The organism is Streptomyces sp. SAI-135 (assembly GCF_029893805.1).
In the GTDB taxonomy this organism is placed as follows: Bacteria; Actinomycetota; Actinomycetes; order Streptomycetales; family Streptomycetaceae; genus Streptomyces.
This window is the reverse complement of record NZ_JARXYP010000002.1, coordinates 1,924,308-1,939,378: the sequence shown is the minus strand read 5'-3', so window position 1 is coordinate 1,939,378 and position 15,071 is coordinate 1,924,308. Positions and strand designations below refer to the sequence as shown.

Annotated in this window: 16 protein-coding genes; 13 read left to right on the top strand and 3 right to left on the bottom strand. The window is 70.3% G+C overall.

All coding sequences use genetic code 11. The annotated features are described in order from the left end of the window. Positions 1 to 85: 85 nt before the first annotated feature. From argH to M2163_RS13195, 4 genes are all read left to right on the top strand, one after another. Complete coding sequence (gene argH / locus M2163_RS13210; RefSeq protein ID WP_280894048.1) at positions 86 to 1,510, top strand: argininosuccinate lyase; 1,425 nt, start codon at positions 86 to 88, stop codon at positions 1,508 to 1,510. A 284-nt stretch (positions 1,511 to 1,794) separates the two neighbouring features. After that, the gene (locus tag M2163_RS13205) at positions 1,795 to 2,766 is read left to right on the top strand and encodes an aldo/keto reductase (protein ID WP_280894047.1); all 972 of its coding nucleotides are present in this window, start codon (positions 1,795 to 1,797) and stop codon (positions 2,764 to 2,766) included. 83 nt (positions 2,767 to 2,849) lie between these two features. Beyond that, positions 2,850 to 3,398, top strand: coding sequence for a TetR/AcrR family transcriptional regulator (locus M2163_RS13200; RefSeq protein ID WP_280852595.1), 549 nt, complete (start codon positions 2,850 to 2,852; stop codon positions 3,396 to 3,398). Next, entirely contained in the window at positions 3,395 to 4,918 is a 1,524-nt protein-coding gene (locus M2163_RS13195) for an MFS transporter (RefSeq protein ID WP_280894046.1), read from the top strand. The genes M2163_RS13200 and M2163_RS13195 overlap by 4 nt, the downstream gene beginning before the upstream one ends. A gap of 54 nt (positions 4,919 to 4,972) precedes the next feature. On the opposite strand, the gene M2163_RS13190 is transcribed toward M2163_RS13195, so the two are convergent. Then, entirely contained in the window at positions 4,973 to 5,644 is a 672-nt protein-coding gene (locus M2163_RS13190; protein WP_053848947.1) for a lysophospholipid acyltransferase family protein, read from the bottom strand. Positions 5,645 to 6,015: 371 nt separating this feature from the next. Between M2163_RS13190 and M2163_RS13185 the strand changes: the two genes are divergently transcribed. The 3 genes from M2163_RS13185 (at position 6,016) to M2163_RS13175 (ending at position 8,310) form a co-directional block, all read left to right on the top strand. Continuing rightward, entirely contained in the window at positions 6,016 to 7,185 is a 1,170-nt protein-coding gene (locus M2163_RS13185; RefSeq protein ID WP_280852597.1) for a glycerophosphodiester phosphodiesterase, read from the top strand. A 75-nt stretch (positions 7,186 to 7,260) separates the two neighbouring features. Continuing rightward, positions 7,261 to 7,767, top strand: a complete 507-nt coding sequence (locus M2163_RS13180) for a sigma-70 family RNA polymerase sigma factor (protein ID WP_280894045.1) — start codon at positions 7,261 to 7,263, stop codon at positions 7,765 to 7,767. Between the two features lie 45 nt (positions 7,768 to 7,812). Further along, complete coding sequence (locus M2163_RS13175) at positions 7,813 to 8,310, top strand: GNAT family N-acetyltransferase (protein WP_280852599.1); 498 nt, start codon at positions 7,813 to 7,815, stop codon at positions 8,308 to 8,310. 63 nt (positions 8,311 to 8,373) lie between these two features. Here M2163_RS13175 and M2163_RS13170 read toward each other — a convergent pair whose 3' ends face one another. Together M2163_RS13170 and M2163_RS13165 are read right to left on the bottom strand one after the other, a co-directional pair. Continuing rightward, positions 8,374 to 8,799: a hypothetical protein gene (locus M2163_RS13170; RefSeq protein ID WP_280852600.1), complete on the bottom strand. Its 426-nt coding sequence runs from the start codon at positions 8,797 to 8,799 to the stop codon at positions 8,374 to 8,376. After that, entirely contained in the window at positions 8,780 to 9,139 is a 360-nt protein-coding gene (locus tag M2163_RS13165; RefSeq protein ID WP_028807693.1) for a hypothetical protein, read from the bottom strand. The genes M2163_RS13170 and M2163_RS13165 overlap by 20 nt, the downstream gene beginning before the upstream one ends. 69 nt (positions 9,140 to 9,208) lie before the next feature. On the opposite strand from M2163_RS13165, the gene M2163_RS13160 reads away from it, so the two are divergent. From M2163_RS13160 to cbiE, 6 genes are all read left to right on the top strand, one after another. Beyond that, the gene (locus M2163_RS13160; RefSeq protein WP_280894044.1) at positions 9,209 to 9,859 is read left to right on the top strand and encodes an HAD family hydrolase; all 651 of its coding nucleotides are present in this window, start codon (positions 9,209 to 9,211) and stop codon (positions 9,857 to 9,859) included. Positions 9,860 to 10,179: 320 nt separating this feature from the next. Then, on the top strand, positions 10,180 to 11,211 hold the full coding sequence (locus M2163_RS13155; protein ID WP_280852602.1) for an ATP-binding cassette domain-containing protein: 1,032 nt from the start codon (positions 10,180 to 10,182) through the stop codon (positions 11,209 to 11,211). Beyond that, entirely contained in the window at positions 11,208 to 11,933 is a 726-nt protein-coding gene (locus M2163_RS13150; protein WP_280894043.1) for a methionine ABC transporter permease, read from the top strand. Before M2163_RS13155 ends, M2163_RS13150 begins: the two co-directional genes overlap by 4 nt. A 66-nt stretch (positions 11,934 to 11,999) precedes the next feature. Next, positions 12,000 to 12,830 (top strand): MetQ/NlpA family ABC transporter substrate-binding protein, encoded by an 831-nt coding sequence (locus M2163_RS13145; RefSeq protein WP_280852604.1) that lies wholly within the window; start codon positions 12,000 to 12,002, stop codon positions 12,828 to 12,830. A 202-nt stretch (positions 12,831 to 13,032) separates the two neighbouring features. Beyond that, entirely contained in the window at positions 13,033 to 13,671 is a 639-nt protein-coding gene (locus tag M2163_RS13140; protein ID WP_280894042.1) for a GNAT family N-acetyltransferase, read from the top strand. 122 nt (positions 13,672 to 13,793) lie between these two features. After that, on the top strand, positions 13,794 to 15,005 hold the full coding sequence (gene cbiE / locus M2163_RS13135; RefSeq protein ID WP_280894041.1) for a precorrin-6y C5,15-methyltransferase (decarboxylating) subunit CbiE: 1,212 nt from the start codon (positions 13,794 to 13,796) through the stop codon (positions 15,003 to 15,005). Positions 15,006 to 15,071: the final 66 nt, after the last annotated feature.

The window sequence follows — 15,071 nt, the reverse complement described above, 5'->3', positions numbered from 1 at the left end:
GCCCCACCGCTCCAGATTGACGAATCATGCAGGACTCTGCATAATCATGCATACCCTTGGAGTGCAGCGGTGAGGAGCAACGCAAGTGAGCAGCAACAGCGGTGACGTCCGGCTCTGGGGCGGTCGTTTCGCCGACGGTCCCGCCGAGGCGCTGGCGAAGCTGTCCGCGTCCGTCCACTTCGACTGGCGCCTCGCGCCGTACGACATCGCCGGTTCCCGCGCCCACGCGCGCGTGCTGCACAAGGCGGGCCTGCTGAGCGACGACGAGCTCCAGCGCATGCTCGCCGGGCTCGACAGGCTGGAGGCCGACGTGGCCGACGGCTCCTTCGTGGGCACCATCGCCGACGAGGACTGCCACACGGCCCTGGAGCGCGGCCTGCTGGAGCGCGTCGGTGCCGACCTCGGCGGCAAGCTGCGCGCCGGCCGCTCCCGCAACGACCAGATCGCCACCCTCTTCCGTATGTACCTGCGGGACCACGCCCGGATCATCGGCGGCCTGATCGCCGAGCTCCAGGACGCCCTGATCGGCCTCGCCGAGGCCCACCCGGACGTGGCGATGCCCGGCCGCACCCACCTCCAGCACGCCCAGCCGGTGCTGTTCGCCCACCACGTCCTGGCCCATGTCCAGTCCCTGTCGCGGGACGCGGAGCGGCTGCGCCAGTGGGACGAGCGCACGGCGGTCTCGCCGTACGGCTCGGGCGCCCTGGCCGGCTCCTCGCTGGGCCTGGACCCCGAGGCGGTGGCCAAGGACCTCGGCTTCGAGCACGGATCGGTCGGCAACTCCATCGACGGCACGGCCTCCCGTGACTTCGTCGCGGAGTTCGCCTTCATCACCGCGATGATCGGCGTCAACCTCTCCCGGATCGCCGAGGAGATCATCATCTGGAACACGAAGGAGTTCTCCTTCGTGACCCTGCACGACGCGTTCTCCACGGGCTCGTCGATCATGCCGCAGAAGAAGAACCCGGACATCGCGGAGCTGGCGCGCGGCAAGTCCGGCCGCATGATCGGCAACCTGACGGGTCTGATGGCCACGCTCAAGGCCCTGCCCCTCGCCTACAACCGCGACCTCCAGGAGGACAAGGAGCCCGTCTTCGACTCCTGCGACCAGCTGGAGGTCCTGCTCCCCGCCTTCACCGGCATGATGGCGACCCTCACGGTCAACCGCGAGCGCATGGAGGAACTGGCCCCGGCCGGCTTCTCCCTCGCCACCGACATCGCCGAGTGGCTGGTCAAGCAGGGCGTCCCCTTCCGCGTGGCGCACGAGGTCGCCGGCGAGTGCGTCAAGGCGGCCGAGGCCGAGGGCAAGGAGCTGAACGACCTGACGGACGACCAGTTCGCCAAGATCAGCGCCCACCTGACTCCCGAGGTGCGGACCGTCCTCGACGTCCCCGGCGCCCTGGCGTCCCGCAACGGCAGGGGCGGCACGGCCCCGAGCGCGGTGGCGACCCAGCTGGCGGAGGTGAAGACGAACGTGGCCGCGCAACACGCGTGGGCTGAACGCCGCTGAGGGGTGCGGGGCTGTATCGGTGTGCGGCTCCGCCGCGTGGGCGCGACCAGCCGCGACGGCCCCGCACTCGCCAGAACACCGCACATCCCACCCCCTGAGCCGACAGAGGTGAAGGCGAACCCGGCCGCACAAAACCAGTGGGCCCGTCGCCTTCAGGGGCGCGAGGCTGTATCGGTGTGCGGCTCCGCCGCGTGGGCGCGACAAACCCCCACCGAGCCGCACCCGCCACATCACCGAACAACTCACCCCGTGAGGCGAAGGGCATCCCGCGTTACGTTGTGGACATGCCCTTCGCCCGCCTCGCCACAGCAACCACCCCCACCTGCCACATCGGCCTCGGCCTCGCCGCGGTGGGCCGCCCCGGCTACATCAACCTGGGCCGAGACGAAGACCTGGGAGACGACCGGAGCGTCGAGACGCTACGGACCCGCACCCACGAACTCCTCGACGCCGCCTACGCCCAAGGCGTCCGCTACTTCGACGTGGCCCGCTCCTACGGCCGCAGCGAGGAGTTCCTCGCGGCCTGGCTCAGGAACGACCCCGGCCGGGACGACGTGGTCATCGGCAGCAAGTGGGGCTACACCTACACCGCCGGCTGGACCACCGACGCCGAGAAGCACGAGGTCAAGGACCACAGCGTCCTGACGTACGAGCGTCAGCGCGCCGAGACCGACGAACTGCTCGGCGACCGCCTCGACCTCTACCAGATCCATTCGGTGACCCCGGACAGCCCGGCCCTCACCGACAAGGAGCTGCACGCGAGGCTCGCGGAGGCGGCCGCCCAGGGCACCACGATCGGCTTCTCCACCAGCGGCCCCGCACAGGCCGACGCCATCCGCGCCGCACTGGAGGTGACCGTCGACGGCGAACCCCTCTTCCGTACCGTCCAGTCGACGTACAACGCCCTGGAGACCTCGGCCGGCCCCGCCCTCGCGGAGGCCCACGACGCCGGCCTCACGGTGATCGTCAAGGAGGGCATGGCCAACGGCAGGCTCGCCGCGCCGCACGCCCCGGACGCGCTGAAGACCGTAGCCGAGGAGATGTCCCTGGGGTGTGACGCCGTGGCCCTCGCGCTCATCCTCCGCCGGCCCTGGGCCGGAGTCGTCCTCTCGGGAGCCGCCACCACCGGCCAGCTCGCGTCCAACCTGCACGCGGCCGTCGTGGACCTGGACGACGAGCAACTGTCCCGGCTCGCGACGCTGGTGGAGGAGCCGCAGGAGTACTGGGAGCGGCGCGGGCAGCTGCCCTGGCACTGAGAAAAGCCCTGCTCGACCGGCATGGATGAGACGCCTGTACCTCGTGTGAGACACGAATGTCTCAAGCGAGGTACTCTTGTCTCATGGCTGTCGATCGTGACCACGTGCTGCGCAGTGCCGCGGCCCTGCTGACCCGCAAATCCACCGCGACCATGGACGAGGTCGCCAAGGCGGCCGGGATCAGCCGGGCCACCCTGCACCGCCACTTCGCCGGACGGGACGCGCTGGTGCGGGCACTGGAGGAGCACGGCATCGCCGAGTGCGAGGCGGCCCTCGACGCGGCCCGTCTCGACGAGGGGTCCGCGAGCGACGCCGTACGCAGGCTCGTACGCGAGGTCGAGCCCGTCGCCGGCCTGCTGTCCTTCCTCTACGGCGAGAACGAACTGTGGGAGGACGGCGGGGGCGACTCCTGGGCGCGGCTCGACCTGCGGATCGCCTCGGTGTTCGTGCGCGGCCAGCAGAGCGGCGAGTTCCGCATCGACCTCAGCCCGGTGTGGCTCACCGAGGCGCTCTACGGACTGGTCGCCTCCTGCGCCTGGGCCACCCAGGCGGGCCGCGTGGCCCCCAAGGACTTCACCCACATGATCACCGGGCTGCTGCTCGGTGGCGCACTACGGAGAGAGGAATCATGACCAGCACCCTGCGGCCGGCGACCACGACCGAGGCGGTGCAGCGTCCGGGCCGTTGGCTCGCGCTGTCCGTCCTGGTGCTCGCCGTGCTGCTGGTGGCCGTCGACGCGACCGTCCTCGGCCTCGCGACCCCGTACATCAGCGAGGACCTCAGGCCGACCGGGACCCAGCTCCTGTGGATCGGTGACGTCTACTCGTTCGTCATCGCGGGCCTGCTGGTGTCGATGGGCAGCCTCGGCGACCGCATCGGCCGCAAGCGGATCCTGCTGCTGGGCGCGACCGCGTTCGGCGCGATATCGGTTCTGAACGCCTATGCGACCACACCGGAGTTGATGATCCTGGCGCGGGCTCTGCTGGGTGTCGCCGGCGCGACCCTCATGCCCGCCACCCTGGCCCTGATCCGCAACCTCTTCCACGACCCGCGCGAACGCAGCCTCGCCGTCGGCGTCTGGGGCGCGACCGCCTCCGCCGGCACGGCGGTCGGCCCGATCGTCGGCGGCTTCCTGCTCGAACACTTCTGGTGGGGCTCGGTCTTCCTGATCAACCTGCCGGTGATGGCCGTCCTGGTCCTCGTCGGCATCAAGCTGCTGCCGGAGTCCCGCAACCCGAATCCGGGCCCCTGGGACACGATCAGCGTCGCCCTGTCCCTGGTCGGCATGATCGCCGTGGTCTACGCGGTCAAGGAAGCCGCCTCGCACGGCATCACGTGGGAGCCGGTCACGGCGGGCCTCCTGGGTGCGGCGGCCCTCTGGGCTTTCGTCCGCCGCCAGTTGACCCTGCCGACCCCGCTCCTCGACATGCGTCTCTTCCGCAACCGCGGTTTCAGCGGCGCCGTCCTGGCCGACCTCCTGACCATCCTCGGCCTCTCCGGCCTGGTCTTCTTCCTCTCCCAGTACCTGCAACTGGTCCAGGAAAGGCCCCCGTTGGAGGCGGGCCTGGCGGAACTCCCGGCTGCGGTGGGCGCGGTGGCGGCGGGCCTGGTCGCGGGCACGCTCGCTCGCCGCTGGTCGGTACGCGCGGTCGTCTCCGGCGGCCTCGCGGCCATCGGCCTGGCCCTGGCCTTCCTCACCCTGCTCGACGAGTCCACGGGCTACCCGATGCTGGGCGCGGCCCTGCTGCTGGTCGGCGTGGGCGCGGGGTTCTCCTTCACGGTGACGGCGGACGTGATCCTGTCGAGCGTCCCGAAGGAACAGGCGGGCGCGGCGTCGGCGGTCTCCGAGACGGCGTACGAACTGGGCGCGGCTCTGGGCATCGCCGTCCTGGGCTCGATCGTGACGGGCGTCTACCGGGGCTTCGCGGCTCCGGCGGGCACCCCGGAGGGAGCACACGAATCGCTGGGCGGCGCGGTGGAGGCGGCGTCCGGGCTGCCGTCGAACACGGCGCAGGCGCTGCTGACGTCAGCGAGGGGGTCCTTCGTGGACGGCCTTGCGACAGCTGCGGGAGCCGGAGCGCTGGTCCTGCTGGTGACGGCGATCGCAGCGTGGTTCATGCTTCGCGGCCAACGGTTGGACAAGGACTTTTAGGGGCGCGGGGAACTGCGCGAGAAGTCCCATCGGGCCGCACCCGACAACGAACCCCTACGCGGCCTTCGCCTTCGTGGCGTACATGTCCACGTACTCCTGCCCCGACAGCCGCATGACCTCGGTCATCACAGAGTCCGTGACAGCCCGCAGCACATACCGGTCCCGGTCCATCCCGTCGTAACGGGAGAACTCCATCGCCTCGCCGAACCGAACCGTGACCCGCCCGGGCCGGGGCATCCCGGAGCCCCCCGGCTGCAACTTGTCCGTGCCGATCATCGCGAAGGGCACGACGGGCGCGCCCGTCATCAGCGTCAGACGGGCGATCCCCGTGCGTCCCCGGTACAGCCGCCCGTCGGGCGAGCGCGTGCCCTCGGGGTAGATCCCGAAGACCTTCCCCTCCTCCAGGACCCGCCGCCCGGTCATCAGCGCCGCCACGCCGCCGCGACCGCCGTCGCGGTCCACCGGGATCATGCCGACGCCGGTGAAGAACCACGCCATCAGGCGGCCCTTGAGCGACTTCCCGGTGACGTACTCGTCCTTGCCGATGAAGAACACCTGCCGGTCGCAGACCAGCGGCAGGATCATCGAGTCGATGAAGGTGAGGTGGTTGCCGGCCAGGATGACGGGACCGTCACCCGGGATGTGCTCCGCGCCCTCCACCTGTGGGCGGAACATCAGGCGCATGATCGGTCCGAGCACTGCCTTGATGAGCGCGAAGCGGGACAACGGGCCCTCCGGAGTCAAGAGAACGGCCAGGGAAACTGTATGAGTCTGTGCAGGTGAGGACATTACTCGCGGCTCGGGGGATCGCGCACATCGGGCGCTCGGGGTTCACCGAGGTCTTACGCACTGTTGACACTCGTTTACCTGCGGATGGGCCCCGTTGCCTCCCGGCAACCCGGGCGGAACGATGTGACGGAGGTCGCCCCGACGGACGCGTACCCTGGCCCTCGGCCATGAAGCCGACGAACCATCAGACATCTGTTCCCATACGACATCACGCGTCACCCCCGTGTTCCGCCGGAGGTCTCCCGCCCGTCACGGACCCGGACCTACGATCGGCCCGCATCGAAGAGGCGACGGCAGGAGGGGTCCACATGGGATCGCAGGACGAGCACACGGACGGCACCGGACGACGGGCACTTCTCGGGGCCGCGATGCTCGGCGCCGGGGGAGCGGTCCTGGGCCTGTCGGGCACGGCGAGAGCCGCCACCGCCGGCTCCGCGGGGCACGGTGGGGGCGGGCTGAAGAGCCTGCCCGTGCCGACGGTCATCGGACACCGGGGTGCCAGCGGCTACCGCCCCGAGCACACCTTCGGCTCCTACCAGCTCGCCCTCGACCTGGGCGCCGACATCGTCGAGGCCGGCGACCTCGTCCCGACCAAGGACGGCCACCTCGTCTGCCGCCACGAACCGGAGATCGGCGGCACGACCGACGTCGCCGACCACAAGGAGTTCGCCGACCGGAAGAAGACCAAGGTCCTCGACGGCGTCTCCACCACCGGCTGGTTCACCGAGGACTTCACCCTCGCCGAGCTCAAGACGCTCCGCGCGATCGAGCGCATCCCGGCCAACCGGCCGCACAACACGCTCTACAACGGCCGCTGGGAGATCCCCACCTTCGAGGAAGTCCTCAGGTGGCAGGACGAGCAGACCCGCAAGCGCGGCAAGCAGGTGTGGATCTACCCCGAGACCAAGCACCCCACCTATTTCCGGGGGCTCGGCCTGGGCCTGGAGGAGCGGGTCGCGAAGCTCCTGCGCAAGCACGGCAAGGACCGGCGGAACTCCCCGGTCATCCTCCAGTCCTTCGAGCCGACCAGCATCCAGCGCCTCAACAAGCTCGTCGACAACCCCCTGGTCGTCCTGCTGTCCGCCGCGAACACCCGCCCCTGGGACTTCGTGGCGACGGGCGACCCGCGCACGGTCGCCGACCTGATCACCCCCAAGGGCCTCAGGGAGATCGCGGGCTACGCCCAGGGCATCGGCCCGACCCTCGACCTGGTCGTCACCAAGAAGGCGGACGGCAGCCTCGACAAGGAGACCACCCTGGTCGCCGACGCCCACAAGGTGGGGCTGATCCTGCACCCCTACACCCTGCGCAACGAGAACCCGTTCCTGCCGGCCGAGTTCCGCAAGGGCACGGACGCGGACGCCTACGGGGACGCCTTCGGCGCCTTCAAGAGGTACTTCGCCACCGGCATCGACGGCGTCTTCACCGACAACCCGGACACCGGCCTCCTCGCCCGCCAGGACTTCGTCAACGGCTGAGCCACCAGCCCCCGATCGGGCTGACTTGCGGCCGCCCGGGCAACCCACGGCCCGGGCGGCCGTGTCGTACCGCATATGACGCACGACCTGGTCGCCACCCTGCGCCCGCTGCTCACCGCCGAGGCCTCCGCGGAGGCACATGCCTCCGGTACGGAACCGGCCGACCTGGAGCAGGCGGTCTGGCTCCGCCTCCTGGAACACCTGGAGACGCAGGGCCCGCCCCTCGACCCGCCCGGCTGGCTCCGCAGGGCCGTCCGCTCCGAGTCCCGCCGCAGCCGTCGTACGACCCGCCTCGAACGGCCCTACGCCACCGAACCCGCGGTGGACGACGACCGCACCCCCGAACAGCTCGCCCTCGCCGCGGCCCGGCGCACGGCCCTGCACGACGCGGTGCGCCGCCTGCCCGGCCGCTGCCCCTCGCTGATGGCGGCCCTCCTCTCCCCGAGGGACCTCACCTACCGGGAGATCGCGGGGGAGTTGGGTATCTCACAGGGCAGTCTCGGTCCGGAACGTTCCAGATGCCTGGGATGTCTGCGGCGACTGCTTGCACCGGAGGTTGCGACACGCCGAACGCGGGGATAGGAGTGGGGGACAACAGGCGATCAGGTGAGCGGGAGGCGTGCGCACATGGGCATGAGCGTGACCATCTCTGCGGCGGCCGAGCAGGACGCGGAGCAGATCTTCAGGCTGCAGTACCTGTGCTTCCAGAGTGAGGCGGCGCTCTACGGCAACTACCGCATCGATCCGCTCGTCCAGACCCTGGACTCGGTCCGCGCGGAGGTGGCCTCGGACTGCGTCTTCGTGGCCCGCCTGGGAGACGAGGTGGTCGGCTCGGTCCGCGGCCGCGTCACCGAGGACGGCTCGGCCGCCATCGGCAAACTCTGCGTCCACCCCCGCCTCCAGGGCCACGGCATCGGGGCCCGCCTCCTCCGGGCGGCCGAAGCGGCCCTCGCGGACGAGCGCGGCGCCACCAGCTTCCGCCTCTTCACCGGCCACCGCAGCGAGGGCAACCTCCGCCTCTACCGCAAGGTCGGCTACCAGACGGTGGGCACGTCGGAGGGCGCGGACGGCGTCCCGATGATCGTCCTGGAGAAGCCCGCGGGAACATATGCGGCCACCGCATGAGTCTTTAGGGGCGCGGGGAACTGCGCGACCAGCCCCCACGGACCGGATGCCGCCGGACGAACCTCAGGCGGCATCCCCCTTGGGCGCACCCTTCCGCAGCCAGTAGATGGCCGACAGGGGAAGCAGTACGGGGATGAACAGGTAACCCATCCCGAAGTCCGACCACACCGTCGCATCCGGAAACGCGGACGGCTCGACCAACGTCCAGGTGCCCACGGTCAAAACCCCGAGCAGCTCGACGACACAGCACACCAGAGCCACCTTGCGAGCCGTCTCTCCGCCCCGCACCAGCGTGTACGTGATGAACCCGTACACGACACCCGCCACCGCGGACAGCGAGTACGCAAGCGGCGCCCGGTCGAACTCGGTGGAGATCTGGTACGCGGACCTCGACACCGCTCCCACGACCATCACGCCGTACAGCCACACCAGCAGCGTCCCCGGCCCACTGATCAACCGTCGGCTCACGTCAGCTTCCCCAGATGTCATAGAGCCGCACCTCCAGAACGGCCAGCACCACACCGCCGGCGGCGACCGTCACCGATCCCCACCGCGTCCGCTCCGCGAGCGACATGAACCCCGCCGCCGGCACGCACGCGAACGCCCCCAGCAGATAGGCGACGAAGATCGTCGTGCCCTGCTCCGGCTTCTCGCCCCGCGCGAGCTGCACGATCCCCACCACGAGCTGGACCAGCGCCAGCACCGACACCACGGCCATCCCGATGAAGTGCCAGTCCTTGGTGGGCTCGTCACGGTAGGCGGCCCAGCCGCACCAGGCGGCCAGCAGCAGTGCGGCGACGCCGGTCACCAGCGTCAGGGCATCAAACATGCGGCGAGCCTATTACGGTCCAAAAGGCCTGATGCGGCCGCCCCCGCACCGCACCGTAGGGTCGAGGACATGACGATCCACGCCGAAGCCCTGCTGTTCGACAACGACGGAACCCTCGTCTCCTCCCTGGAATCGGTGCACCGCTGCTGGACGCGCTGGGCCGGGGAGTACGGCATCACCGCCGAGGCCTTCGCACGGGTCGAACTGCACGGACGTACGGCCGTGGAGATAGCCGCCGACCTGCTGCCCGCCGATGTCGTACCGGCGGCCGTCGCGCGGATCGAGGAACTGGAGGTGGAAGACGTGCCCAACGGAGGTGTCCACCTGCTCCCCGGGACCCGGGCCTTCCTCGACTCCCTGCCCGCCGACCGCTGGGCCGTCGTCACCTCCGCCACCCGCCGGCTGGCCGAGGCCCGCCTCGAAGCCGTCGGCATCCTCCCCAAGACCCTGGTCGCCGCCGACGACGTGACCCGCGGCAAGCCCGACCCCGAGCCGTATCTGCTCGCCGCCCGCGAACTCGGCGTCGACCCGGCCCGCTGTGTCGTGTTCGAGGACGCCCCCGCCGGTCTGCGGGCCGGCCGTGCCGCCGGGATGACCACGGTGGCGTTGACCACAACCCACCAGGCCCACGAGCTCGACGCCGACCTGGTGGTCGAGGACCTGTCGGCCCTGTCGGCCCTGGTCACCGCCGCCGGAGTGGAGATCTCCGCCCGGGTCTGAGACCTGTCCACCGCTGTCCGCCATTCGGACAGCGGGTTCTTGGTCGCTCCCATACGTCTGCTTTACTGATCGCATGACCACGACGAGCTGCCGCACCCTTGCGACCGAGGCGACCATGACGCCCGGTGCTCGTTGTATGTGTCGAATGTGCGCCTGTTAGAGGGCCCCCGCACCACCTCCTGAGCCTCGCGCCCCGAAGCGAGCCGCCCCGGCACGTCCGTACGCCGTCCACGCCGTACGTGACCCATGTGCCCGCGCACGACTTCTCTCCCGTACCAGGGCACACCCACGCCCGGGTACTCGACAGTGACGGAACCCCAGTGATCACGACAACAGGCCTGACCAAGGTCTACCGCTCGCGCGGCCGTGAGGTCACCGCCCTGGACGGCGTCGATCTGCACGTCCGCGAAGGCGAGGTGTACGGCGTCATCGGCCAGTCCGGCGCCGGCAAGTCCTCGCTCATCCGCTGCGTCAACCTGCTGGAGCGCCCCACCGCCGGCACCGTGACCGTCGACGGACAGGACCTCACCGCCCTCGCGGGCCGCGGACCGCGCGCCGGCCGGGAACTGCGGCAGGCGCGCAGCCGTATCGGCATGGTCTTCCAGCACTTCAACCTGCTGTCCACCCGGACCGTGCAGGACAACGTCGAACTGCCGCTGGAGATCCTCGGCAAGTCCGGCAAGGAGCGCTCGCGCAAGGCGCTCGAACTCCTCGACCTCGTCGGGCTGGCCGACAAGGCCAAGGCGTACCCCGCCCAGCTCTCCGGCGGCCAGAAGCAGCGCGTCGGCATCGCCCGCGCCCTGGCCGGCGACCCCAAGGTGCTCCTGTCCGACGAGGCCACCAGCGCCCTCGACCCCGAGACCACCCGCTCGATCCTCCAGCTGCTGCGCGACCTGAACCGGCAGCTCGGCCTGACCGTCCTGCTCATCACCCACGAAATGGACGTCGTGAAGTCGATCTGCGACTCGGCGGCCCTGATGGAGAACGGCCGCGTCGTCGAGTCCGGCACGGTCAGCGAACTGCTCGCGACCCCCGGCTCCGAGCTGGCCTCCGCGCTCTTCCCCGTCGGCGGCGCCGCCACCGGCGAGGACCGGACCGTCGTCGACGTCACCTTCCAGGGCGAGGCGGCCACCCAGCCCGTCATCTCCCAGCTCTCGCGCACCTACAACATCGACATATCGATCCTCGGCGCCGCCATCGACACCGTCGGCGGTCTCCAGGTCGGCCGGATGCGCATCGAACTGCCCGGCCGCTACGAGGACAACGTCGTGCCCGTCGGCTTCCTGCGCGAACAGGGCCTGCAGATCGATGTCGTCGGCGAGCGCGAGCCCGCCAAGGAAGGTGCCAAGTGACCTGGTCCGAGATGCAGCCCCTGTTGGAGCAGGCGTGTTGGGACACCCTCTACATGGTCGGCTGGTCCACCCTGATCGCCGTCGTGGGCGGCCTGCCGCTCGGTGTCCTGCTGGTCCTCACCGACCGGGGCGGACTCCTCCAGAACGTCGTCGCGAACAAGGTCATCGGGCAGGTCGTGAACATCGCCCGCTCGATGCCGTTCATCATCCTGATGGTCGCGCTGATGGGCTTCACCCGCTCGATCACGGGCACCACCATCGGCCGTGAGGCCGCCATCGTGCCGCTGGCCATCGGAGCGATCCCGTTCTTCGCGCGCCTCGTCGAGACGGCTGTCCGCGAAGTGGACGGCGGACTGGTCGAGGCCGTGCAGTCGATGGGCGGCAACACCTGGACGATCGTCCGCAAGGTCCTCGTCCCCGAGGCCCTGCCCTCGCTGATCGCCAGCACCACCACCACGGTCGTCGCCCTCATCGGCTATTCCGCGATGGCCGGCACGGTCGGCGCCGGCGGCCTCGGCGACATCGCCATCCGCTACGGCTACCAGCGCTTCGAGACCCAGCTCATGTGGATCACCGTCGCGATCCTCGCCGTCGTCATCTCGCTCATCCAGTCCGCCGGCGACTACGCGGCCCGCTCGCTGCACCGCCGCGGCGGACGCTCCGGACCCGCTCCGAAACTCCGTCTGCTGAAGGCCTCGACGGCGGACACCAAGACCGTCTGACGCGCTCCCAGATGTCCCGTGCACCCATTCACGGGGTCACTGCACCCAAAAGGAAAGGCACTTTTCGTGCGTAACACCGCAAAGCTCACCACCGCCGTCCTCGCCGCCGGAACCCTGACCTTCGGGCTCAGCGCCTGCGGTTCGTCCGGCTCCGACTCCGCCTCCGACACCAGCGGGGCGCTGGTCGTCGCCGCGAGCCCCACCCCGCACGCCGAGATCCTGAACTACGTCAAGGAGAACCTGGCGAAGAAGGCGGGCCTCGACCTGGAGGTCAAGGAGTTCACGGACTACGTGACCCCGAACACGGCCACCGAGGACGGCTCGGTGGACGCCAACTACTTCCAGAACCAGCCTTACCTCGACGACTTCAACAAGAAGCGCGGCACCCACATCGCGCCCGTCGTCACGGTCCACCTGGAGCCGCTCGGCCTCTACTCCCACAAGGTCAAGGACGCCGACGCCCTCAAGAGCGGCGCGACGATCGCGGTCCCGAACGACAGCGTGAACGAGGCGCGCGCCCTCAAGCTGCTCGCCGCGAACGGCCTGATCACCCTCAAGGACGGCGTGGGCAACGAGGCGACCCCCTCCGACATCACCAAGAACCCGAAGAACCTCAAGTTCAAGGAGCTGGAGGCGGCCCAGACGCCGCGCTCCCTCGACGACGTCGACGCCGCGGTCGTCAACGGCAACTACGCCATCGAGGCCGACCTCAAGCCCGCCTCGGACGCCCTGGTCCTGGAGTCCGCCGACAACAACCCGTACGGCAACTTCCTCGCGGTCAAGGAAGGCAACGAGAACGACCCGCGGGTCAAGAAGCTCGCCAAGCTGCTCACCTCCGCCGAGGTCAAGAAGTTCATCCAGGACAAGTACGCCGGTTCCGTCATCGCGTCCTTCTGAACGACGCAGGGCTGAACGACGCAGGGCTGAACGACGCAGGGCTGAACGACCTAGCGCTACCGGCGCGTATACGACGTTTCGCCACGCACGGGGTCCACTCGCTCACCATGTGTGGGCCCCGTGATGCGGTTCGGTGCTTTCATGCTGCATGCTGGGCAGTTCAGCAGGCCTCGCAGGTTTTCCGACGGTTACGGAGTGGCGCATGACTGGCACCTTCCCCAACATCTCCATCAGCACGGAGCGGTTGGTGCTGCGCCCCCTCGACGAGGACGACGTGCCCGCGCTGGCCGAGATGATGAACGACGAGCAGGTCGGGGCCTGGACCGACGTGCCCCAGCCCTACAGCGAGGACCAGGCGCGCGACTGGATCACGCACCACGCGCCGGCCGAACGGGAGGCCGGCCGCGGCATCACCTTCGCCGTCACCGAGTTCCTCACCCAGCGCCTGGTCGGCACGGTCCAGCTCGCCAGGACCAACTGGCACGTCCGCTCCACCGAGTTGTCGTACATCATCGCCCCCTGGGCCCGCGGCGAGGGCTACGCCTCCGAGGCCGCGCTCGCCACCGCCCAGTGGCTGTTCACCGACCAGAAGTTCGAGCGGATCGAGCTGCGCACGGCGGCCGACAACACCGCCTCCCAGCAGGTCGCCCAGAAGATCGGCTGTATCAGCGAAGGCGTCCTGCGCGGCGCCTGCATAGCGCGCGTCCGCGCCGACGACGGCACCTGGAGCGACGTCCGCACCGACTTCATCGTGTGGAGCCTGCTGCCCGAGGACCTCGACGGGGCGGGCGACCAACTGGCCGACTCGGACGGCTTCACGACGTACTCAGACTGGAACTGACCGGATTCGCAGGCAGGCCCGGCGAAAACGCTTCCGCAGCGCAGCGGGTACCCTCACGGAGCCGCCAGCGGGCTGCCCACCGACGACGGCCCGCGCACACCCCCCCTGGAGACTGAGAGACGATGGCCGACCGGGTCACGGTGATCGGCTGGGACGGCTCGCCGCTGACCGCCGCGGCACGCTCCGCCCTCGGCGCCGCCACGCTGGTCGCGGGCGCCGCCCACCACCTGGCACTCCCCGAGGTGCCCCCCACCGCCGAACGCATCCGCCTCGGCAGTGTCGCCCTCGCCGCCCGCCGCATCACCGGCCACCGCGGCACCGCGGTCGTGCTCGCCGACGGCGACCCCGGGTTCTTCGGAGTCGTACGGACCCTGCGCGCACCCGAGTTCGGCCTGGAGGTCGAGGTCGTCCCCGGTGTCTCCTCGGTCGCCGCCGCCTTCGCGCGAGCCGGTATGCCCTGGGACGACGCCCAGGTGGTCGTCGCACACCGGCGCACCCTGCGCCGCGCGGTGAACGTGTGCCGGGCCCACCCCAAGGTCGCCGTCCTCACCTCGCCCGGCGCCGGACCAGCCGAACTCGGCCTGCTGATGGAGGGCGTGCACCGCACCTTCGTCATCTGCGAGGAACTGGGCACCGACCGCGAACAGGTCACCGTCGTCACCTCGGACAAGGCCGCCGACCACACCTGGCGCGACCCCAACATCGTCATCGTCATCGGCGGCACCGCGCCCGTGACCGAGGACGGCGGCTGGATCGCCGGCCGCGACCCGGCCGCAGCCCCGCGCGGCTGGACCCTGCCCGCCGAGTCCTACGGCGGCCTCATGGGCGAGGGCGAACTGGAACCGCTGCGCGCCGCCCAACTCGCCCGGCTGGGACCGCGCGTCGGCGACCTCGTGTGGGACATCGGCTGCGGCAGCGGTGCCTTCGCCACCGAGGCCGCCCGGGCCGGCGCCGCCGTCATCGCCGTCGACCGCGACCTGAGGGCCTGCGAGCGCACCGAGGCCAACGCCCGCGCCTTCGGACTCCAGGTCCAGATCGTCCCCGGCACCGCCCCGCACGTCCTGGAGAACCTCCCCGAACCGGACGTCGTGCGCGTCGGGGGCGGGGGAGTGGCCGTGGTCTCCGCGGTCGCCGACCGCCGCCCGCAGCGCATCGTCGCCCACGCGGCCACCCGCGACGAGGCCGAACTCGTCGGCCGGGATCTCACCGAACACGGCTACCGCGTCGAGTGCGCCCTCCTCCAGTCCGTCGAACTCGACACCCGGGCCTGGACGGAGACGGAACGGAGTGTCGCGTTCCTGCTCAGCGCGGTGCTCCCGGACCGTACGGCCTGACCCCGACCGTCGCGCTCCGCCGTCCCCCGTGATCCTGTTGTCGTACTGCGCGCGGTAGGCTGGCCG

What these genes read in the sequence shown, in the direction of transcription:
- M2163_RS13185 (WP_280852597.1), top strand. Translation starts at nt 6,016, where the DNA reads ATGGGATCGCAGGACGAGCACACGGACGGCACCGGACGACGGGCACTT.
- M2163_RS13170 (WP_280852600.1), bottom strand. Translation starts at nt 8,799, where the DNA reads ATGACATCTGGGGAAGCTGACGTGAGCCGACGGTTGATCAGTGGGCCG.
- M2163_RS13180 (WP_280894045.1), top strand. Translation starts at nt 7,261, where the DNA reads ATGACGCACGACCTGGTCGCCACCCTGCGCCCGCTGCTCACCGCCGAG.
- M2163_RS13205 (WP_280894047.1), top strand. Translation starts at nt 1,795, where the DNA reads ATGCCCTTCGCCCGCCTCGCCACAGCAACCACCCCCACCTGCCACATC.
- M2163_RS13160 (WP_280894044.1), top strand. Translation starts at nt 9,209, where the DNA reads ATGACGATCCACGCCGAAGCCCTGCTGTTCGACAACGACGGAACCCTC.
- M2163_RS13175 (WP_280852599.1), top strand. Translation starts at nt 7,813, where the DNA reads ATGGGCATGAGCGTGACCATCTCTGCGGCGGCCGAGCAGGACGCGGAG.
- M2163_RS13140 (WP_280894042.1), top strand. Translation starts at nt 13,033, where the DNA reads ATGACTGGCACCTTCCCCAACATCTCCATCAGCACGGAGCGGTTGGTG.
- M2163_RS13195 (WP_280894046.1), top strand. Translation starts at nt 3,395, where the DNA reads ATGACCAGCACCCTGCGGCCGGCGACCACGACCGAGGCGGTGCAGCGT.
- M2163_RS13165 (WP_028807693.1), bottom strand. Translation starts at nt 9,139, where the DNA reads ATGTTTGATGCCCTGACGCTGGTGACCGGCGTCGCCGCACTGCTGCTG.
- cbiE (WP_280894041.1), top strand. Translation starts at nt 13,794, where the DNA reads ATGGCCGACCGGGTCACGGTGATCGGCTGGGACGGCTCGCCGCTGACC.
- M2163_RS13200 (WP_280852595.1), top strand. Translation starts at nt 2,850, where the DNA reads ATGGCTGTCGATCGTGACCACGTGCTGCGCAGTGCCGCGGCCCTGCTG.